General features: G+C 37.6%; 17 protein-coding genes. 5 read left to right on the plus strand and 12 right to left on the minus strand.

Annotated elements, in window-relative coordinates:
• Positions 1 to 38 precede the first annotated feature (38 nt).
• Both K350_RS0109825 and K350_RS0109830 read right to left on the minus strand, forming a co-directional pair.
• Positions 39 to 320 (minus strand): hypothetical protein, encoded by a 282-nt coding sequence (locus K350_RS0109825; RefSeq protein ID WP_028979763.1) that lies wholly within the window; start codon positions 318 to 320, stop codon positions 39 to 41.
• A gap of 107 nt (positions 321 to 427) precedes the next feature.
• Entirely contained in the window at positions 428 to 4,819 is a 4,392-nt protein-coding gene (locus K350_RS0109830) for an MG2 domain-containing protein (RefSeq protein WP_028979764.1), read from the minus strand.
• A gap of 316 nt (positions 4,820 to 5,135) precedes the next feature.
• On the opposite strand from K350_RS0109830, the gene K350_RS0109835 reads away from it, so the two are divergent.
• Genes K350_RS0109835 through K350_RS0109845 form a run of 3 tightly spaced genes read left to right on the plus strand, consistent with a single transcriptional unit; the run spans position 5,136 to position 7,379 of the window.
• A complete protein-coding gene (locus tag K350_RS0109835; protein WP_028979765.1) occupies positions 5,136 to 5,708 on the plus strand; it encodes an RNA polymerase sigma factor in 573 nt (190 codons plus the stop codon).
• Positions 5,701 to 6,954 carry a tetratricopeptide repeat protein gene (locus tag K350_RS0109840; protein WP_028979766.1) on the plus strand — a complete coding sequence of 418 codons (1,254 nt, stop codon included), beginning with the start codon at positions 5,701 to 5,703 and terminating at the stop codon, positions 6,952 to 6,954. The genes K350_RS0109835 and K350_RS0109840 overlap by 8 nt, the downstream gene beginning before the upstream one ends.
• Positions 6,955 to 6,986: 32 nt before the next feature.
• Positions 6,987 to 7,379, plus strand: coding sequence for a hypothetical protein (locus tag K350_RS0109845; protein ID WP_028979767.1), 393 nt, complete (start codon positions 6,987 to 6,989; stop codon positions 7,377 to 7,379).
• Between the two features lie 117 nt (positions 7,380 to 7,496).
• On the opposite strand, the gene K350_RS0109850 is transcribed toward K350_RS0109845, so the two are convergent.
• The 4 genes from K350_RS0109850 to K350_RS0109865 all read right to left on the minus strand — a co-directional run bounded on the left by K350_RS0109850 (position 7,497) and on the right by K350_RS0109865 (position 13,815).
• Positions 7,497 to 9,017 (minus strand): sensor histidine kinase, encoded by a 1,521-nt coding sequence (locus K350_RS0109850; RefSeq protein ID WP_028979768.1) that lies wholly within the window; start codon positions 9,015 to 9,017, stop codon positions 7,497 to 7,499.
• Between the two features lie 429 nt (positions 9,018 to 9,446).
• Positions 9,447 to 10,205 (minus strand): CPBP family intramembrane glutamic endopeptidase, encoded by a 759-nt coding sequence (locus K350_RS0109855; protein ID WP_028979769.1) that lies wholly within the window; start codon positions 10,203 to 10,205, stop codon positions 9,447 to 9,449.
• A 110-nt stretch (positions 10,206 to 10,315) separates the two neighbouring features.
• On the minus strand, positions 10,316 to 12,703 hold the full coding sequence (locus K350_RS0109860) for a ribonucleoside-diphosphate reductase subunit alpha (protein WP_028979770.1): 2,388 nt from the start codon (positions 12,701 to 12,703) through the stop codon (positions 10,316 to 10,318).
• A gap of 137 nt (positions 12,704 to 12,840) precedes the next feature.
• Complete coding sequence (locus K350_RS0109865; RefSeq protein WP_028979771.1) at positions 12,841 to 13,815, minus strand: ribonucleoside-diphosphate reductase small subunit; 975 nt, start codon at positions 13,813 to 13,815, stop codon at positions 12,841 to 12,843.
• 450 nt (positions 13,816 to 14,265) lie between these two features.
• Between K350_RS0109865 and rplU the strand changes: the two genes are divergently transcribed.
• Entirely contained in the window at positions 14,266 to 14,577 is a 312-nt protein-coding gene (gene rplU / locus K350_RS0109870) for a 50S ribosomal protein L21 (RefSeq protein ID WP_028979772.1), read from the plus strand.
• 9 nt (positions 14,578 to 14,586) lie between these two features.
• Complete coding sequence (gene rpmA, locus K350_RS0109875; protein ID WP_028979773.1) at positions 14,587 to 14,850, plus strand: 50S ribosomal protein L27; 264 nt, start codon at positions 14,587 to 14,589, stop codon at positions 14,848 to 14,850.
• A gap of 405 nt (positions 14,851 to 15,255) precedes the next feature.
• On the opposite strand, the gene K350_RS0109880 is transcribed toward rpmA, so the two are convergent.
• The 6 genes from K350_RS0109880 to K350_RS0109905 all read right to left on the minus strand — a co-directional run bounded on the left by K350_RS0109880 (position 15,256) and on the right by K350_RS0109905 (position 22,069).
• Positions 15,256 to 15,858, minus strand: a complete 603-nt coding sequence (locus K350_RS0109880) for a rhomboid family intramembrane serine protease (protein ID WP_342665043.1) — start codon at positions 15,856 to 15,858, stop codon at positions 15,256 to 15,258.
• A 2-nt stretch (positions 15,859 to 15,860) separates the two neighbouring features.
• Positions 15,861 to 16,838: a polyprenyl synthetase family protein gene (locus K350_RS0109885; RefSeq protein ID WP_028979775.1), complete on the minus strand. Its 978-nt coding sequence runs from the start codon at positions 16,836 to 16,838 to the stop codon at positions 15,861 to 15,863.
• Entirely contained in the window at positions 16,835 to 18,982 is a 2,148-nt protein-coding gene (gene rnr / locus K350_RS0109890) for a ribonuclease R (protein WP_028979776.1), read from the minus strand. The genes K350_RS0109885 and rnr overlap by 4 nt, the downstream gene beginning before the upstream one ends.
• Positions 18,983 to 18,993: 11 nt before the next feature.
• Complete coding sequence (locus K350_RS0109895) at positions 18,994 to 20,823, minus strand: ABC transporter ATP-binding protein (RefSeq protein ID WP_028979777.1); 1,830 nt, start codon at positions 20,821 to 20,823, stop codon at positions 18,994 to 18,996.
• A 53-nt stretch (positions 20,824 to 20,876) separates the two neighbouring features.
• On the minus strand, positions 20,877 to 21,593 hold the full coding sequence (locus K350_RS0109900) for a 3'-5' exonuclease (protein ID WP_028979778.1): 717 nt from the start codon (positions 21,591 to 21,593) through the stop codon (positions 20,877 to 20,879).
• A gap of 74 nt (positions 21,594 to 21,667) precedes the next feature.
• On the minus strand, positions 21,668 to 22,069 hold the full coding sequence (locus K350_RS0109905; RefSeq protein ID WP_028979779.1) for a hypothetical protein: 402 nt from the start codon (positions 22,067 to 22,069) through the stop codon (positions 21,668 to 21,670).
• Positions 22,070 to 22,078 lie beyond the last annotated feature (9 nt).

The raw sequence follows: 22,078 nt of genomic DNA on the forward strand, positions 1-22,078 counted from the left end.
ATTCCGAGGTAAAAAGCTCAAACATCGGAGCTTTGAGGTCATATTTTCGAGCTAAAGAACTCCAACGCCGGAGTTTTAAGGTCATAATTTCGAGGTAAAAGGTCAAACGCCGGAGCTTTGAACTCACATTTTCGAGGTAAAAGCTCAAACGTCGGAGCTTTAAGGTTACATTTTCGAGGTAAAAGGTCAAACGCCGAAGCTTTGAGGTCATAATTTCGAGCTAAAAGGTCAAATGCCGGAGCTTTGAACTCATAATTTCGAGGTAAAAGGTCAAATGCCGGAGCTTTGGGGTCATAATTTTGAGGTAAAAGGTCAAACATCGGAGCTTTGAGGTCATAATTTTGAGGTAAAAGCTTAAAGTAAATCCCTTTTCAAATAATCAATCAAAAAAACTGACGAAGCCGTCAGTTTTTTTGATCGTTAAGTATTACTGCACTATGGAAACCTTTACAGGTTCTTGCCAACTCTTGAATTCATTGGTATAATACAGATAAGCACTGGATGCAGGAGATTCATATGTTCCCGGAATCTCAGCCTTCAGATCAAGATGAATGGTCTTCACTTCTTTAGGAGCCATCTGTCTGAAATAAAGGTATACAAAGTTTCCTCTGATTTCATAGAAGTCTACCTGCTTCTTTTCAAGCAGTTCTTTGAGTTGCCAAGGCTGTGCAGACATTCCGGAAGGAAGTCCGACAATACCCATTGTCATAGGAAGTCCCTCATTTGTTTTGTTGGAGATGACAGCTGTAAGTCTGTTTGTTTCTCCTACACGAACATTTCCTTCCATTAGCTTTGTATCTATGCTTACTTTGCACTCTTTGCTGGAAGGAGGCAGTGTAGTGCTATAATTAATACCTAGAGTATATGGAAGTGGTTCTTTAACACCAGCGTACTTCACTTTCACTTCATGATTACCTTCCTTCAGATAAGACTCTAATCCTGCAATACTAATCTCACCTGAGTCTCCTGCTTTGTATTCTTTCGTCCCTACATTTTTTCCATCTATGTAAACGATGATGGTTCCATCTTCGGAAGTTTTCTTGGCATGAATACTATATGAAGTAAGCGCTTTCAAAGCAAGTACTGTTCCTTGCGTAGAGGCAAAACCTCCATGTGCAGATCTTGCACTTACCAGATATTTAACTCCATCCAGAATTAACTTCTCTTTCTTCTGCCCTTCCTTCAATAAAGCCATTACAGCAAGTGAAGTCGTTTCCACAAATAATGACTGACCAGTTGAACAGGTAATAGAATGAATTGATCCTGGCCAGCTGCCATCCTTCAGCTGCATTGCTTGCAGCATAGCCACAGCTCTTTCAGCTTTTTTACCTTCATTCAGGTTAAACATAGTATTAGCTGCTAAAGCAAGTTGATATGCATCTTTAGATTTCAGAGCAATGTCATATGCGTGGTCTGCTTCTTTCATGATGTCTTTATAGCCAGCTTCAGATAAAGCATAAACAATGTATGCGTTGGTAATATCGTCTGTAGCTCTACCAAATTGGTCCAGTGCCTGAGCACTTTTCTTAAATCCACCTTTACCATCTCTTCTACCCAACAACCAGTTGGCGGTTCTGTCAATCATTGCCTGATCCACTTTGCTGTAAACCTGTTTCATATCATTGAATTGCATCAGTCCATAAGCAGTCAGTGCTTCATGTGCAGGAGTACCTCCAAACCACTCATATCCTTTTTCCGGAGTTTCATAAGAGATCAATTTGGCATATCCTTTATCAAGGTTAGCTTCCAGATTTGCAGGAGCTTTAAACTTCTTGCCACTAGCTTCTGAAACTTCGTTCATTTCCATCAGATATCTTTTTATTAAAAGATTCGGATAGTTACTTGTAGATGTTTGCTCAAAACATCCATAAGGTTCTCTGATAATAGACTCTATACCTTTTAGTAAGTCTGTCATTAAAGATGGATAAGCCACAAGCTGAGCTTTCATGGAACCAGGAACCATATGTTTCACTGCGACATTGAATTCCTTTTCAACATCTTTACCTGATAAAGAGATAGTCATCGGAAAGCCCTTAGCCTGAACATTGATTTCCTGCTCGAAGGCATCTTTAAATCCCTTCCCTGCAAATGCAATCATTAATTTATCTTTTCCGGTAACAGATAGTACTTCGAACTCTAACTCTATAGTCTTTGCAGCATTGGCAGCAATAGTAATGTCTGAGTTTAATACAGTATGTAATTTTAAATTTGAAGGAACATTTACCACAAGCGCACCTTTGAGCATTGCCATAGTATTATTCTTCAACGTAACAGGAATACTTACCTTATCCCCGCTTATTAGATCTGCAGGGCATTTGGCAGCCATACTGAATGGTAATTGAGTGTAGTAAAGTTGCTCCCCTCTTCCAGCTGTACCATCATCAGAAATTCCTTCCAGTGTAATTCTATAAGAACTTACCTCATCGCTATTGAAGAACTCTAATGTTGCTTTACCATTTCTGTCTGTTTCCACCATTCCATTCCAATAGATGGTACTTCTGAAATCAGTCCTAATTTCCGGTGCCGGTTGATTTTCATAAGAGACTGCAGGAAACTGTCTTGCTCTGTAATATCTTGCAACCAAAGGAAGTGGCTGAGGCATAGCCATCTTTTTCTTTAAATCAAATCTCCCATCAAAAATGGTGTCGGCATCAAACATTACTTCTGCATTAATTTCCTTCAACTGTCCTTCCATAACTTCCGCAACATTGGGTTTCCCCACTATTGCTTTATCTGCCATTACTACCTTCTCTTCCATTACCATTTCTTCGCCCATTACATTTTCTTCATTCGCCACAGCATCCTCCAAAATAGCTCTTGCTTTTCTTGGGCGCTCTGCTCTTACCGCTTCCATGTTGTTTGCCGCTGGTGCCGGAACACGCTCATAATAATGAACGCGATTACTATAAAGGTAACATTGGATGTTATCGCTGTATTGATATAATTGCGTGATGAAAGGAGAATAACCATTTGCCGTCACCTTCAGCGTAGCTATCTCACTAAGATCAACAAAGGGAAGTGTAAACCTTCCGTTGCTGTCAGAATTTGTACGAACCGTTTTACCTTGTACCTCAATGATAGCATTAGCCAAAGGTTTACCTTCATAGGCATCAATGACACTTCCTGCAAGTATTGCCTTTTCTGCCTGGTAAGCTATTTCAGGAAGTTCATTGTTTACAATTTGTTTCCAGGTAAATCTTCTATAACCGGAAGTAAGCATCAGATAATCCATCGCCTGTTCCGACTTTGCTTCTTTGTTGTTAAAATAAAAAGCAGGTTCTTCCACTTTTCCTTTGATATCTGCTTCAAGAAATAACTTAGATAGCAGGTTCCCAGAACGATCATCAGCAAATGAAAGTAATTTTTCATCTACCACAGCAATAGAAAAGTTGCCAGGCATGGCGATCCCTCTTTCATCTGTCACTTTCAGGTTTAGCTTTACTTTTTCTCTTGGCTGATATTTCTCCTTATCAGTAGTCAGAGAAATTTTCAACTGCTTGTCTCTGTTCACAAATGCCAGTCTCTCTGCTCTTTCAAACCCTTTACTATCAAATAAAGTGAAGCGAACTACTCCCATTGGAAAATCATTCGTAGCAACAATAAGTTTGCTAACAGAAGTGCCATTGGATTTCCCATTATACACTACCTTATCACGAATGGTACCAATAACTGTCAGCTCTTCCTTTTCAGTAGATGATAACTCTAAAGTGATCTTATCCTTTATATTTTCAGATACACTTAAAGCATATCCTCTATGTGCAGCTTCGGGCAATTGATAGGTTGTATTTATTCCTGTCGGCTTGGTGATGTGGGCAGTATATATTTCACCATCTTCAGGCTTCATACTAAACGCTCCCATGCCCTGATGATAACTGCTGAAGGTCGCAACTTTCTTTCCTTTTGAATCCGCCACGTATCCTTCTACGTCGGCAGGCTTATGGAAACTGTTGAGTCCTTTGAAAGCGATTCTTGATTGAAAACCAGCGAGCATATCACCTCCCTCCGGATAGAAACTAAGGTCGATAGTGTTTAACTCGATAGGAATAGATCTTGAAATAGATTCTGTTTTCCCCTCATGTTCTATAAGTATGTTCAGCAAACCATCATTGCTCGTCAGTTCTTTGGGTAACCTGAATGAAAGAGCAAGGACTCCATCGGCATCAGTTCTTCCTTTAGTCTCTAAGAAGTTTTTACCATCCAGTTGCACAATGTATTTCAGATCCTTAAGGGCTAGTGGTGTATTGTTTACAGCTTTTATCTCTGCAGTAGCACTCACAAGATCTCCAGGACCAAATGCTTTTTTATCATAGTCCAATTTTAAAAGTATAGAAGGAAGAATAACATTCTGAACAGTCAGTTCTTTTTCAAACAACAAAGCTTCGGTTTCATTCTTTTGCCAATTGGTGTAGGCCTTTACTTTATATATACCTCCGGCTGCATTTTCACCCAACTGAAAATCCCCTTGCGCTATCCCCTTTTTACAAACAAGTTCTAAATGCTTCTCAATACTTCCTTTAGGGTTAATCAGTTCAACATGTAAAATATCGCTGATACTGCTCGCAGTCATATCGGACCCCTTACGGACATACGCCTTAAACCAGATGCTTTCTCCTGGTTTATAAAAAGGTTTATCAATATGCAAATACACTCTTTCTTCCGGATGATTGGAATTAAAAGTTGCCATCTGGTGCATTAAACGCTCTATCCATCCGTTAAAATTAAGAGGCTTGTTTAAAGCAGAGCCAATTGAAAAACCAGTAACACCTAATCCGGCAATCAGGCTGAATAGCGGAATTAATTTTTGATACTTTGGGTTCATAGATTTTATCCTTAAAAGTTAAATTTCTCTATAGATGCAGAGGCAGGAAAAATTCCATAACCCGGAATAAAAAATTTTAAAAATATTTTTAAACGTATTGAATTTAAGTAAAATGACCTCATCCCTAACCCATGTCCTGAAGGAGAAGGGAACAGTCGACGAAAAAAAATATATGATTTTAAAGCTAATGTGGCCAATAACAAACACATTAAAGTCCCTCTCTTTCAGTAGAGGGATTTAAGGTGAGGTCTTTAACCGGATGGGAATTTGAAATCAAAAGCTTGGTATTTGAAAGTTTAAGAAGTTATTTTGTTACATGCGAATCGGCGATAAGGAAATGCGTTCAGAGCTCAACGACCAGGAGTTGCTCCTTTTATATAAGGAGTCAGCAGATATCTCCCTGGCAGCCGCATTATTCAGTCGATATACCCACCTGGTGTTCGGTCTTTGTATGAAGTACCTCAAGGAGGAAGAAGATAGCAGAGATGCTGTAATGACTATTTTTGAGAAACTTATAGAAGACCTTAAAAAGCACGAAATAAGCAATTTCAAGTCCTGGTTATTTTCCGTTTCAAAAAATCACTGCTTGATGATTTTACGAAAAAAAACCTCGGAAAATGAAAAAATCCCGGACCTGATTATGAAAAACGATTACGTTTTGCATCTATCATCTGAAGACGATAAAGAAACAGATCTGCTGAAACTGGATGACTGTATGGAAAAATTGATAGAGCAACAGCGAAAATGCATTGAATTGTTTTTCCTTCAGGAGAAATGCTATAGGGAAATTGAGGCAAATACAGGATATACCTCAAACGAAGTAAAAAGCTTTATTCAGAATGGAAAACGCAATCTGAAGAATTGCATGGAAAGGAGGATAGATGGCTGACCCAACCAAAATATTTTCGAAGGAAGATAAATGCCTCTCTTTGGACGTTATGATGGACTACATACATGATCGGCTTTCCAATAAAGAAAGAAACCATGTAGAAAGACATACGCTTCAGTGTGAGTTCTGCAACGAAGCAATGGATGGCTTGTCTCTAAGCATTGAAGATAATGCGAGAAATATCATAGCTTCAATCGATGAGGTAAACCACTTGGAATCTCAGATATTATTAAGTGCCAGCTTACAGGAACCTGAATTTAGCCTTGACGAATCTTCTGACTTCAGCAAAAAAGAAGCGGTACTGGAAGAAGAAAGTGTAAGCTTTGAAATGGCAATGCCTGCAGCCGCCGCACCTATGCGTCGTAAAGAAAAAGCCAGTATAGATGAAGCTAAGACTTATGCATTGAAAGATCTTCCTGCTAAAAAGAATTTTAACTGGTCAATGATAGCAGCGGCAATTACAGGATTACTGCTGCTTGGTGGTGGCATATTCTTTATCATACAGCAGAAATGGACAAAAGATCATCCGGTGGCATCTGTTAAAAAATCCGAAGTAAATTCAAATGATAAAAATATTGATATTGTAAATGCCGACAGCATTATAGCTATAGCTCCATTACAAAAAGAGCAGTCGCCCCAGGCTCCAGTATACTCGGATGGTATTCTGAATTCTGAAGTACCGATAAATGAAGAAGCTTTGGTGCCAAGTAAGGCTGAAGAGATTCACCAAGAAGGAAATGCGGTTATTAGTGAAATTCAGGAGGAAGAGGTTATTACAGAGAAGCCTAATGCATCTTCTGTCCCGGCTAAACAAGAGGCTGATAAGCTATCCGAAGCTTTGATGGATAACAAAGCACAAGACGAATCAATTAACAGCGAATTCAAAAAAGAGATTGCCATAGAATCGGAATCAATCAAATCTAAACCCCTGAAATCTAAAAAGAAAACAGATGTATTAACAGCAGATGTTGCAATGCAGGATTCTGTTTTTATAGCAGACGGAAATAGCATGCAAACCAGCTTTGATAATGGACTGAGCTTATATAACAAAGGAGAGTATAAGAACGCAAGTGTACAATTCCTGAATGTAAAACAATCAGATCCTAATTACGAAGAAGCTCGTTGGTATCTTGCAAAGAGCTATACAGCTATTGGACAAAAGGAAAAAGCAAAGAAGGTGTATCTCGAGTTAGTGGAAATGAAAGGTAAGTTTAAAGAGAAAGCAGAGGAAGAGTTGAGGAAGTAGGAAGCTTGTGACAAAATGAAAGAACACAATATATGAATATCAAAACTGCAATTAACATCTTATTAGGATTGCTTGTAGCAGTAATGCTCTTTCATTTAACTATAATCTTCAAGGCTATTCCTTATGATATTGCCTGGGGAGGACGCTTACAGAGTGACTCTGAAATGTATGTATTTGAAACCATTTCAATCCTGATTAATTTATTTCTGGGACTTGTAATACTTATAAAAGCAGACTACATAAGGACCACATTTAATAAAAAAATAATTGACATAATACTATGGATTTTCGTTGTCATTTTTATTCTGAATACAATTGGTAATCTATTCGCCAAAACAATTCTTGAGAAATCATTTTCCGGATTGACCCTTATTTTTGCAATACTTATCTGGACAATTTTGAAAAAGAAAAACTTAAACCAATAAGCCTTTTTTAGTAAAGGCTACTTCCTTTCTTTATCTTCTTCTTAGCTTAAAAAATTATAATACTATATTTTTCAAATACTAAGTTTGAATAAAATCCCCGACCATTGAAAAAAAATCTTAATTTTTAGGAACAGTAAAATGAAATTTAGTTTCTTCCCCTAATTTACTGTCAGCCCATATTTTACCACCGTTTTCTTCTACAAGCTGTTTTACAATAGTTAATCCGATTCCGTAACTTTCAATATCACATTTATCAGAATGAGCAACCTCAAATAAATTGAATATATCATTCATCTTTTCCGGAGGTATTCCCATTCCATTGTCAGTAACACAAATCATATAGTAACTCTCACTTTCAGAATAGGAAATGGTAATTAACGGATTAGGTTTATCCATATATTTTATGGAGTTACTCAACAAATTCTGCAATATCTGAACAATAGATGCTTTGGGATATTTAATATGAGGAAGGCTCTGCTGTATGAAGAAGTGAAAATGAGACGGAGGATTTAAAGTTTCGATTATCTCGTGCACTGTTTTCTCTAAGTTAATGACTTCTCTGCTCCTGATAGCATCTTTAGCCGATTGTAATACATTTTCAATAATGCCTCGCATGTCATTGATCTTGGCTGCCATCATTTCAAGCATTTCACTTCCTTCTTCATCTAAAGGTATACCGGCATAATCCTGCTTTAAGCATGATGCAATTCCTTCAATATTTGCAAGAGGAGCCTTCAGATCGTGGGAGATCATGTATGCATATCTATCAAGCTTCTCGTTAATATTTTTAAGTTTTTCATTAGATCTTAATAGCTCTTGTGTTCTGTCTTCCGCTTTTTGTTCAAGTTCCAGGTTAGTCACTTTTAATTTATCTTCAGCCAGTTTGGCAATGGATATATCATCAAATGTGAGTAGTATTCCTTCATCCAGCCTTACAAAGTTTACTTTGTACCATACCGGCTTCTCTTTTCTTTTTGATTGAAATTCATTAGTTTCCGTATCCCCCTTTTCAGATACCCTGAGCATAGTTTTGAAGATATCGGAATCCTTTATCCAGGGATTGAGTTGAATGATAGTCTTATCAATCATTTCTTCTTCAGTTCTCTCTGTGAGTTCCAAAGCTCTTTTATTCGCAACTACATATTTAAAATCAATGATTTCGCCTTTTTCATTTCTTATAAATTCATATTTCACTATCCCATTAAGAGATGACTCAAAGATTCGGCGAAAAGTTTCCTGAGTCATTTTCAGTTCTTCCTTTACCCGGATAGCTTCTGTAATATCACGAATGGCAGAGATAATTACGATTCCGTATGGATCAGATTCTAATGAACTTAAACTAATTGCCACATTAAACTTCTCCCCCCCTTTTCTTATACCAATGAGCCTTACACTGGGATGTATGATAGGTTGTACATAAGGATGCTCCAAAAAATCCTTTCGATACTCATCAAGTATGCTGTGATAGTCTTCTGGTATAAGTATTTCAGCAGGTTTTCCCAAAAGCTCTTCCCGTTTGTAATTAAAAAGTGCTCCAATTTGAGCATTGGCAAAGATGATTTCTCCCTCCTTATTGGTTACCAATATTCCGTCAGGCAGACACTCCAATATTTTGCGGGTATTTTCTTCTCTGTTCATCTGAATAAGTCATCTTAGGGGGCCTTACTAATAACCCTTGGCATAACCGAATAGTTTAAACTTAATATATCTGATATACAATGTAATTCCTTCCAATCAAATAGACGTTGAAACAATAATAGGAGAGGAAAGCTGGTCGAATTTTTATTTATCTGTTCCAATCTCAATTCAAAATTCGGATTGCCAACACATGGGAATATCTGCTTCATACATCCCATCAGCAGTGCTGATGCGCATTTCTAGGCCGACCTTCAATTCGGAAACCGAGAGATTGATACAAGGCAATCGCCCGAGTATTTCCTTCCCGTGTAACCAATACAACCAATGCTATGAAAACGTCAAGGCAAGTGTCATCACAATACAGATTGGAATGCAAGAACATTCAATGGGGTAGTTTTTGATGGGGATCGAAATAAGGTTAAAAAATCTTCAAGCACCAACCAGGCTCAAACCTACCATTGCCAAATGAGCAAAAGCATGTGCAACAAAAGCACACTCCAGGCCTCTTTTCCAGTAAGCATAACCGAAAAACAAACCACCTAAACTGTTAGCTAAAATGATATAAGCATAAACAGGAAAAGACACATCTGTAGTTAACTGAAACACCAGAGGCAAATGTCCTAAAGCAAATACAATAGCAGATAAAACAATTGCTATCCAATAAACTGCAGTATTAAGTCTTCTGGAAATTTTAAATAATAACCATACGAATAAAGTCATCAAACCAAAGCGGCACAGCAGCTCTTCAGTAATACCACCATATAAGAGCTTTGTGATAAGACTTAACTTTACATTAGCATTGGATTCCAACAATACCTTAGGCAGAAAGGGTTTAAAGAAATATGCAACTCCTACTATTGCCACCCCTGCTAAGACTCCCAAGACGAAGCCTTGCAAAAGAATCCCTTTTGAGTCAAAAAAAGTTTTATCCCTTTTATCAAGTAGTTTTTGAAAAAGAGGGACGGATAGGTTTACCTTATCATAAAGATTTGTTCCAATAGCTGTAGCAACTAACAATAATATCGTGGGGTTTATCAGTATAAGAAACCTCAAGGTCTCCAATGGGATTTTTTCCTTTACCTCAGCAGGTAAATTAGCCAATGGCAAATCTGATAAAAGTAGCGATGCTACTCCGGTCAATCCTATAATTGCCAGGGTAAGCCAAAGTTTAAGCTTAAAATTGGTCATTAGCTAAAAAATTAAAAAAGATCTGCGCTAATGTAATTCTTTTCCAACAAAAAAGCCGAAGGTTAAAAATCACCTCCGGCTTTGTACTTAAATTTAATAATGCCAACTGATTAGCTTCCGCAAGCCTCACATCCTTCCGGGTTGTCAAGGGAACAAGCCATGTCGCTTGCTTTCTGTGCGTATGCTGCATCTTGTGCTTCTTTGTTTACAACTGGCTCAAGAGCAACATCTGCCTGTTTCTCCACTGTAAACTTAATAGCATCTGCAGCAGCTTTTGTTCTAAGGTAATAAAGACCTGTTTTAAGACCTTTTTTCCATGCATGGAAGTGCATTGAAGTAAGCTTTCCGAAATTCGGATCCTGCATGTGTACGTTAAAGCTCTGGCTTTGACAGATGTAAGCACCTCTGTCTGCTGCCATATCGATAAGCGTCTTTTGTTTAATCTCCCAAACAGTTTTGTAAAGATCTTTAACATGCTGAGGAATTTCTTTGATACCCTGAACAGATCCGTTTGCCTGGATAAGCTTGTTTTTCATCTTATCATTCCACAAACCTTGCTTGATAAGGTCTCTCATCAAATGCTTGTTCACTACAACAAACTCACCTGAAAGGACTCTTCTTGTATAGATGTTTGAAGTATATGGCTCAAAGCACTCATTGTTTCCAAGTATCTGAGAAGTAGATGCTGTGGGCATCGGAGCAACAAGCAGAGAGTTTCTCACACCGTGTTGTTTTACTTCTTTCTTCAATGATTCCCAATCCCATCTGTTAGAAGCAGGAGTCACACCCCACATGTCAAACTGGAAAATCCCTTTAGATACAGGAGAACCTTTGAATGTTTCGTAAGGTCCGTTTTTCTTTGAAAGATCTTTAGATGCAGTCATCGCTGCGAAATAGATAGTTTCGAAGATATCAGTATTTAGAGCTTTTGCCTCTTCAGATTCGAATGGCATTCTCAACATGATGAACACATCGGCAAGACCTTGTACACCTAATCCGATAGGTCTGTGTCTTAGGTTTGATTTTCTTGCTTCTTCTACCGGATAGTAGTTGATATCGATGATTCTGTTAAGGTTTTTCGTTGCTACATAAGTAACATCGTATAACTTCTGGTGATCGAATTTACCGTCAATAACGAATTTAGGTAAAGCCAGAGAAGCCAGGTTACAAACAGCAACTTCGTCAGCAGCTGTATATTCTATAATCTCAGTGCAAAGGTTGCTTGACTTTATAGTACCAAGGTTTTTCTGATTTGATTTCTTGTTAGCAGCATCTTTGTACAACATATAAGGAGTACCAGTTTCTGTCTGCGACTCAAGAATTGCAAACCAAAGTTCCTGTGCTTTTACAGTCTTTCTTGCTCTTCCTTCTTTTTCGTATTTCTCGTAAAGTGTTTCGAATTCTTTTCCGTAGGTCTCGTCAAGGTTAGGAGCCTCGTTCGGACAGAACAATGACCACTCACCGTTTTCTTCCACACGTTTCATGAAAAGATCCGGAATCCAAAGAGCATAGAACAAATCTCTTGCTCTAAGTTCTTCTTTACCGTGATTTTTCTTCAGATCCAGGAATTCAAAAACGTCTGCATGCCAAGGCTCAAGATAAATCGCAAATGCACCTTTTCTCTTTCCACCACCCTGGTCAACATATCTTGCTGTGTCATTGAAAACACGAAGCATAGGAATGATACCGTTAGAAGTACCATTTGTACCTTTAATATAAGACCCTGTAGCTCTTACTCCATGTATACTCAACCCGATCCCCCCGGCAGATTGAGAAATTTTAGCGCATTGCTTCAGAGTATCATAAATACCTTCGATGCTGTCATCCTTCATTGTTAACAGGAAGCATGAAGACAGCTGAGCCTTCGGTGTTCCAGCGTTGAATAATGTAGGAGTTGCGTGCGTAAACCATTTCTCAGAAAGTAGATTGTAGGTTTCTATCGCAGCATCGATATCGTTAGTATGAATACCAATAGCAACACGCATCAACATGTGCTGAGGTCTTTCAACTATTTTTCCGTCTAATTTCAGAAGATACGATTTTTCAAGGGTTTTGAAACCGAAGTAATCGTAGTTATAGTCTCTGTCATAGATGATGCTTGAATCCAGAACAGATGCATTTTTTCTGATTGCTTCATATACTTCTTTAGAAAGAAGAGAAGCATTTTCACCTGTTTTCGGATCTTCATAAGTATAAAGTCTTTTCATTGTATTAGAGAAAGACTTACTTGTTACTTTATGAAGGTTAGAGATAGCAATTCTTGCAGCAAGAATGGCGTAATCAGGATGTTTTGTTGTCAGAGAAGCAGCTATTTCAGCAGCAAGATTATCCAACTCCACGGTTGTTACCCCGTCATAAATTCCATCAATTACTTTTTTTGCTACATCAATCGGGTTGACATAATTCATGTCAAGACCATAGCACAGCTTCTCGATCCTCGCCGTGACTTTGTCAAATTTCACAGACTCTCGTCTGCCATCTCGTTTAATTACTAGCATATCAGGGGGTAAAGGTTATTAGTTTTTTGACTGAATTAAATTATGCATTTAAAATTTAATTCCAGCATTTTTTCGATCAATTTCTTTTTTTATTCAACAACTTTCAGCTTTTGTAATTTTAAGCAGAAATCTTACCTCTAAAAATCCTCGTCAAGTGAGAATTTGTGGTTATTGTCTTTCTCGTTCATTACTCCAGCCTTTTGATATTCCGCAACCCTCTTTTCGAAGAAGTTGGTTTTACCCTGAAGAGAGATCATCTCCATAAAATCAAATGGGTTTGTCACATTATAAACTTTGCTGCAACCAAGTGCAACTAAAAGTCTGTCAGCAACAAACTCTATATATTGAGACATCAGTCTAGAATTCATTCCTATTAGATCTACAGGAAGTGCTTCAGTAATGAACTCCTGCTCGATTTTCACAGCATCAGTTATCAGAGCGACAACCTGTTCTTCAGGAAGTTTATTTACAATATATTTAGTATATAATAAACATGCGAAATCGCAGTGTAACCCTTCATCTCTTGAGATTAATTCATTAGAGAAGCTCAGACCTGGCATCAATCCCCTTTTCTTTAACCAGAAAATAGAGCAGAAACTACCGGAGAAGAAAATCCCTTCAACCGCTGCAAAAGCAAGTAATCTCTCCACGAAAGACCCCTGACTAATCCATCTCATTGCCCATTCAGCTTTTTTCGCAACGCATGGAACTGTCTCCAACGCATTGAAAAGCTTGGTTTTCTCTTTAGGATCTTTCACATAAGTATCAATCAACAAAGAGTATGTTTCCGAATGGATATTTTCCATCATGATCTGAAAACCATAGAAACACTTAGCTTCAGGATACTGAACCATTTCCAGAAAGCTTGTAGCCAGGTTTTCATTCACAATACCATCACTAGCTGCAAAAAAAGCAAGTACGTGAGTGATAAAGTGTTTTTCACCTTCATTAAGCTTCTCCCAATCTGCAAGATCAGGGGTAAGATCTATTTCCTCAGCTGTCCAGAAACTGGCTTCCTCTTGTTTATACATCTGCCAGATGTCGTCGTGAACGATAGGGAAAAGGACAAACCTGTTTTTATTTTCCTCTAGTAATGGTTCTTTTTTTTCCATATTACTATATCTAATATCTTTTAATCAAAACATTTAGAGATTCATCCCTGTTCGTAATGGGGAAAATCTGACAAACTTTACTATCCCGCCCTGTATTATATAAGGAAAAAAATCCCCTGTTCCTGATTAATAAAAGAAAGGAACTCTCGGAAATGAAATAAGGATTTTGGAAAAGTTGTGTTACAAATATGATAAAAACGACTTGAAAAATCAAAGGGAAGAAGACCTGGACCGGAGATAGTAAAATCATGTTAGTAAATATAACAAAACCTATTAAATTACAATAAAATACAGGTTATTTTTTGGTTCTATTTTGTACTTTTTTAATAGGCTTCAGGCATTATAATCCAGAAAAATAGTTTTCCACATAGATATTTTAAAAAATGATTTGTTTTTTCAATTTCCGGTACCTATATTTGCAGTCCGTTTTTAAAAAGATATAATACTGTTATGTACGCAATTGTCGATATAGCCGGAAAACAATATAAGGCAGAAGAAAATAAATTTATCTATACAGATAGATTAGAAGGAACTGAGGGTTCTAAAGTAGAATTTACACAAGTTCTTTTGGTTTCTGACGGAGCAAATACTCAGGTTGGTCTTCCTGTAGTAAGTGGAGTTAAAATTTCCGGAAAAATCCTTTCTCAGGAAAAAGCAGACAAAGTGATCGTTTTCAAAAAGAAGAGAAGAAAAGGTTTCAGAAAGAGAAACGGCCACAGAGCTCAATTAACTAAAGTTTTAATCGAAAAAATTTCTAAATAAAGTAACACAATGGCACACAAAAAAGGGGCCGGTAGTTCCAAAAACGGTCGTGAATCACATAGTAAGAGACTTGGCGTAAAAGTTTTTGGTGGCCAGGTTGCAATAGCAGGAAATATCCTTGTTAGACAAAGAGGTACAGCTCACCACCCAGGTAAAAACGTGGGTATCGGTAAAGATCACACTCTTTTCGCTCTAACTGCAGGTACAGTAGTATTTAAAAAAGGTAGACTTAACAGATCTTACGTTTCTGTTGAGCCATTCCCTCAAGCTTAATATTTCCTAAATAAAATATTATAAAAAAGCCTCTTCAAAAGAGGCTTTTTTATTTTTGTAAGTACAACAAAGCCATTCTCTTCTACTCAAGATAAATCCAACTCAGTGAATATTTGCCCCTTCACGCTAAACTTGTGAAGCATCTGCACTTTCCAAAAGAATGAAAATTGTGCTTTCTGGAACTGTCGGTTTAAACTGCAAATTATTTTGTGACTATCAGATCCTTCGCAGGCTCAGGATGACCAAGGAAATATCCCTGTTATTAAAATAATTTGTCAGATTTTGACATTTGGTTAGAAATGAACAAACGAATGGACTCCATTTTACCCAGCTTAAAAATTAAAAATCCCATCACTGAAATTATCAGTAATGGGATCTTAATATTCTAAGTATTTAAAACTTCTGTTAAAAGAATCCTCCCCAGTGACTAACCTGTTCAAAGAAATTCTGAAGAACATTACCATCTCCCGTCAATAATATGAATACAACACCAAATACAGCGCCATAAAAGTGTGCATCATGGTTAATGTAATCACCTTCTCTTTTCCCCATATAATAAGAATATATCAAAAACAGAATGGCGTAAATAAAACCTGGCATCCTCAAAATGAAGAATAAACTTATTGTATTTAACGGATCATACAATATAGAGCCAAATATCACCGCGGATACTGCTCCCGAGGCTCCCAGCGAATTGTATCTTTGACTTTTCCTATGCTTTAAAAAGGATGGGATATCAGATACTATGATTCCAAGCAGATATAATGCTATAAAATATAATGGAGACATTTCTCTCTCCAGATTTAATCCGAAAAAGAAAAATGAAAGCATGTTAAAAAACAGGTGCATCTGGTCTCCATGAATAAAACCAGAAGTGATGAACCGGTAATATTGATTTTTATTTGAGACCATGTATGGATTCAACATCCATCCTGAATATACCGAAGAGTTACTCCATGCATAAAAACTGCATCCCACGGTAATGAGTATTAATACTATAGTAATCATAATTAACTTTCTCTTTTCATAAGTCCGTTTGCAAAACGGAGCAAATGCGATTTCCTTACTAATGGGGCTTCAACTTTTTCTAACTTTTGAATACCTGCATTATAGTACTCAGACATTTTAGCTTCAGTTAGTTCCTTTATTTTCAAAGAATCGTAAATTTCTTTTACTTTTTTTACTTTTTCCTCATCAGTCAGGGATTGATCTTCCAGCACGGAAATAAGCTTTTTCTTTCCAGCTTCCTTGCTGTTTTCAAGAGCAATTATTAAAAGGTAGGTTTTCTTTTTCGCTACAATATCTCCGCCTACTTTCTTGCCGAATTTTTCCTGCTCTGCATAAACGTCCAGAAGATCATCCATCAGCTGAAATGCCAGACCGATGTTTTCTCCAAATTCTTTAAGCAATTCAAGATCTTTTTCTTTTGCACCTCCTATAATTCCTCCAAGCTTAAGACTGAATCCTAGAAGGACTGCAGTTTTCTTACGAATCATGTCCAAATATGCCGGAATCGACACATCTTCCATGCTTTCGTAATTCATATCCAGCTGCTGGCCTTCACAGACTTTAGATGCACAATCATTAAATGCCGTAATTATTTCCCTAAGTTTTGAATCTTCAGATTCCAGCAAAAGATCATAAGCTCTCACGAGCATCACATCTCCGGAAAGTATTGCAGTGTTAGTGTTCCATTTTTCATGAACGGTAGGCTTTCCTCTTCTCAGAGGTGCTTTATCCATAATATCATCATGCATCAATGTGAAATTATGAAAATACTCTACTGCCATGGCTGGCTTAATAGCTTTATCCCACTCCTCAGAAAATAAATTTGCGGCCATAAGCGTAAGCAATGGCCGCAATCTTTTTCCTCCAAGGGAAATAATGTAGTTTATAGGTTCGTAAAGTTCAACGGGTGAATTACCCGGACTGTGTGCATTAAATGCAGTGTCAAGCTTATTTAAAGCTCTTTCTTGACTGAAAATCATTTTCCGGCAAAAGCAAGATCTATACTTCGTTTTTCAAGGTTGGTGTTCATCACCTTCACCTTTACATGATCTCCCAAAGTAAATATTTTTTTATTTCTTTTGCCTATTACTCTGTAATTTTCTGCGTCCAACTCATAAAAATCATCTTCTAGTTCGCTCAGACGGATCATTCCTTCGCATTTTGTTTCAACAAGCTCCACAAACATCCCAAATTCCACCACTCCGCTGATGATACCTTCAAACTCCTGACCAATCATGGTCTCCATGAATTCTACCTGCTTATATTTAATAGAAGCTCTTTCCGCTTCTGCAGCCACTTTCTCCATATCAGAAGAGTGCTCGCAAAGATCTTCATAATAAGTCTTGTTCTCAGACTTTCCTCCGTTGAGATAATGTTCCAACAAGCGATGTACCATCACATCTGGATATCTTCTGATCGGAGAAGTAAAATGAGTATAATGTTTATATGCCAGTCCAAAGTGCTTTTCCGGGTCTGTCGTATATTTTGCTTTCGCCATAGATCTTATGGCTAAACTTTGTAACACGTTTTGCTCAGGTGTATTTTCGACGTCTGTTACCAGTTTATTTAATGCATTGGAAAGATCTTTATCCTTTAAATCCAGGTTATGACCGAATTTTCTTGCAAAAATGGCAAGTGAATTAAGCTTTTCAGGATCCGGATGGTCGTGAATACGATAAACAAAGGTATTTTTCTCATCTCCCTTTTTCATAAAATAGACATATTCGGCTACTTTACGATTTGCAAGAAGCATCCAGTCTTCTATAAGTTTATGCGCATCTTTTCTAACCTTTGGAAATACTCCAAGCGGCTTGCCTTTTTCATCCAGCTTGAATTTTACTTCTACTGTTTCAAAAGCAATTGCTCCCCTTCTGAAGCGGTCAGCCCTCATTATCTTCGCCAATTCATCCAGGGCAAAGATTTCATCTTTGAAATCCCCATCTTTTCCTTCAAGTATTTCCTGCACTTCTTCATAGGCAAATCTTCTGTCAGAATGAATAATGGTTTTACCAAACCACTCATCCAGAATTTTACCCTGGTGATCCATCTCAAAGACTGCAGAGAAAGTCAACTTATCCTCATGAGGTCTTAAAGAACAAAGATTATTGGAAAGCTTTTCCGGCAACATCGGGACCACACGATCCACCAGGTATACAGAAGTTGCTCTTTTATATGCTTCTTTTTCAAGTGGCGTACCTGGCCTTACATAGTGAGTCACATCAGCAATGTGTACTCCTACCTCCCAATTTCCGTTTTCCAGTCTTCTTATAGACAGAGCATCGTCAAAGTCTTTGGCATCAACGGGATCTATAGTAAAAGTCGTAATCGATCTGAAGTCTCGTCTTTTCTTTATTTCACTCTCAGCTATTTCAACTGGAATCCTATCCGCATCCCTTTCTACTGTTTCCGGGAATTCCCAAGGCAGGCCATATTCTGCCATAATAGAGTGCATCTCTACATCATTTTCACCTGCATTACCCAATACCTCTACTACTTCTCCTACAGGATTATGATTTTTATCTGGCCACTCAACAATTCTGGCTACTACTTTTTGTCCTTCTTTGGCGTCTTTGATTTTATCTAAAGGAATAAAAATATCGTAGAAAATTTTCCTGCTGTTAGGAACAACGAATGCAAAACGTGGAGATAATTCTATTTTTCCGACAAAATCGGTTCTTTTTCTTTCAAGTATTTCTACTACTTCCCCTTCCGGACTGCGGCCTCTATCTCTTTTACCCTTCAAAAGTACTTTTACGATATCTCCATCAAATGCAAACTTCAGATTATTTGCACTCACCCAGATATCTTCCTTGGAATCTTCTGAAATGACATAGGCAAATCGCTGATTGACATGGTCTACACGACCGACAATGTGATTCCCATCTGATTTATAATTGATTTTATAGGTACCGCTCTGGGTTCTTGCTACCTGGCCCGACCTGACTAGATTATCAAGTTCTGTGGCAAACTGGCCTTTTACTGCCTGATCTTTTAAGCCTACTTTTTTTATAATGTCTTTAAAAGAATATGCTTTTGATTTTGCTTTGCTGAGCAAATTCAAAAGCTTGTCTTTTATATTATTTTCATGTCCGGGCTTATCCTGTTTATTTCTGCTTTTTGTCATGACTCTTGAGGTTACCGACCCTGACTCCTCTTCAACATAGCATACCTGATGGCGGCAAGGTCTCCTTTTGGAATTGAATTTATCAATTTCTTTGTATATTCTGACTGAGGGTGATTATATATTTCTTCAGCGTATCCTATTTCTTCTATTTTCCCTTTGTTCATTACCAGAATTCTGTCTGACATGAACTTCACTACAGACAAGTCATGAGAGATAAAAATAGAGGTAAAGTTAAAATCTTCTTTAATCTTATTTAACAAGTTAAGTACCTGTGCCTGAACTGATACATCGAGTGCAGAAACAGACTCATCGCATATTATAAATTTAGGATTTAAAGCTAAAGCACGGGCAATACATATTCTTTGTCTTTGTCCACCCGAAAACTCGTGAGGATATCGCTCAAATTGCTTGGAACTTAAACTAACAGTTTCTAAAAGCTCTATCGCCCTTCTTTTCCTTTGGAAATCACTTTCCAGAACTCCATTTACACGCATCGGCTCTATGATAGCTTCACCGACAGTCATTCTTGGATTAAGGGAAGAATATGGATCCTGAAAAATGATCTGCATATCTTTACGCAACTTTCTCAGATCTTCCCCCTGAACATCTTTTATGCTCTTTCCCTCAAAATAAATATCTCCACCGGTTGGTTCAATTAGTCTTAAAATTGTCCTTCCAAGGGTTGTTTTCCCACAACCAGATTCACCTACTAAGCCTAATGTTTCGCCAGGATATACATCAAATGAAACATTATCTACTGCTTTTACATAATCCGTAACTTTTCCGAATAGTCCTTTGGAGATAGGGAAATAAGTTTGCAGATCTTTAACTCTTAGGTGCGGCTCTTTTTTCTTCAGATCATCCTGACGATCTTTGATTTCATCTTCCGAAACAAAGTTGTAAAGTAAGGCATGCCCTACAGAAGAAAATTTATGATCCTTTTTTTCTACAATATTGCCTGACTCATCCTTTTCCATAAAATCTGAAACCACAGGTAAAACCCGTAATTTCATGTCCAGTCTCGGGCGACAAGCAAGGAGCCCTTTTGTATAAGGATGTTGAGGATTGTTAAATATGTCGTAAGTGGTACCAGACTCTACTACCTTTCCGTGGTACATCACCATTACTCTATCGGCAATTTCTGCAATTACACCAAGATCGTGTGTAATGAAAATAATAGACATATTATTTTCATCTCTGAGCTGGCTCATGAGTTCCAGGATTCTAGACTGCACCGTAACATCTAAAGCTGTAGTAGGTTCATCTGCTATAAGCACGGATGGATTACAGCTCATAGCCATGGCAATCATTACCCTCTGCTTTTGTCCACCTGAAATCTGATGAGGGTATGCGTCAAAAATATCGTTTGGTCTTGGGAGTTTTGCTTTTTCAAAAAGCTCTATAGTCTTTTGCTTGGCTTCTTTTTTGGAAAGCTTTTGGTGTAAGAGAATGGCCTCCATCACCTGATCTCCACAGGTATATACCGGGTTGAGAGATGTCATTGGCTCCTGAAAGATCATGGAGATCTCATTGCCTCTTTCATGCTGCATTTCCCGTTCGGAAATCTTAGTAAGATCTATAATTCCTTTATCTGGAGAATTAAAAAGAATACTGCCACCAACAATCTGACCAATCGGATTAGGAACAAGCTTCATAATAGAAAGCGCTGTTACAGACTTTCCGGAGCCGGATTCTCCAACGATGCCAAGAGTTTCTCCCCTTTTGAGTTGAAAACTAACATCATCTACAGCTTTGACAATATTATCTTCAGATTTAAAGTATGTCTTTAAATTTCGAACATCTAGCAAAAACTCATCTTTTTTCCCGCCGTTAGCAGACATCTGTGTAATATTCTGATCTCAAATAAATTAACCGAAACAAAAGAAATTATTCATCAATTGCAAAACAAAATATTTTTTTCCCCAACCTGTTCAAGACAATGCAGCTTTAGAAAAACCTGAGCGGTGACGAGTACATCTTTCTCACAGTAAGTCCTGATTGCATCAAGTCCATCTTCCAGGTAGTAAGACACATTGACGTAACTTCCGTCCATCTGATCTTTACTTGTAGGGATATCGAATACGGTGGCCAAAGTTTCCAGGGAAGTATAATTTTTCCTATCCCCGAACTTCCACATTTCCAGCGTATCATAGTGAAGGATTTCCCAAGGCTTTTTTCCTGAGACGTTTAAAGCTTCAGGAATTGGGATTGCGTTTATAAGCATTCTGCGACATAGATAAGGGAAATCAAATTCCTTCCCATTGTGTGCGCAGAGTCTTAATTTTCTTGGATCAAATTTTTCAATCAGTCGTTTAAAATCTTCTAAGAGCTCTTTCTCATTATGCCCCCAGAAAGATTTTATTTTAAGGGATAATTCCCCCTGCTGAAAAAAGAAATAACCTACTGAAATGGTGATTACTTTTCCGAACTCCGAAAATATAGCCCCTTTTTCAAAATAAAGTTCATCGGGTTCTTTTTGATCATCAATCATCCCTGATTTTTTTGTCCAGAGATGCTGCAGCCTGTCACTAAGCTCATGATACGAGGCCGTACCGGTGACAGTTTCAATATCCAGGAATAAAATGTCCCCGGCATTCTTTAGTATGTCCATTCTAAAAAGCTGATTGTTTCCCTAAATTTTAGGGATAAAAATCCTTTTTCCAAATATCTTCTGTAAATCAGGCATCAAGTATGCAATATTCCCTGAAGTTCCAATTGCGGAATAAAGACCAGATTTTTTTCAATGATACTTTCAGGCACGAAAATAAATTTTTTATCAAAAATCTGATTATTGACATAATAACTGATCCAATATTCATTATACAAATGAAATACTGCCGGATCTATGGGTTCAATTTTAAGTGTGCTCTGAGATGAAAGTAACTGAATATGATGCCTTAATGTAGATGTCATCTGTTGATCGCCTTCCTTAGGACCATATCCTTTAGAACGGATTGTAATGTCTTTTAAATCAAATTTATTTTCATTAATCATGAAAACATTCCAACTGTATTCTCCCGCATCGCCTTCTCTGACAATTGCTACGGAAACACCTTCAACCTGAGGGAATAAAATATCCTTTTTCATTGATTTCGA

The sequence above is a fragment of the Sporocytophaga myxococcoides DSM 11118 genome (assembly GCF_000426725.1).
Taxonomy (GTDB): Bacteria; Bacteroidota; Bacteroidia; order Cytophagales; family Cytophagaceae; genus Sporocytophaga; species Sporocytophaga myxococcoides.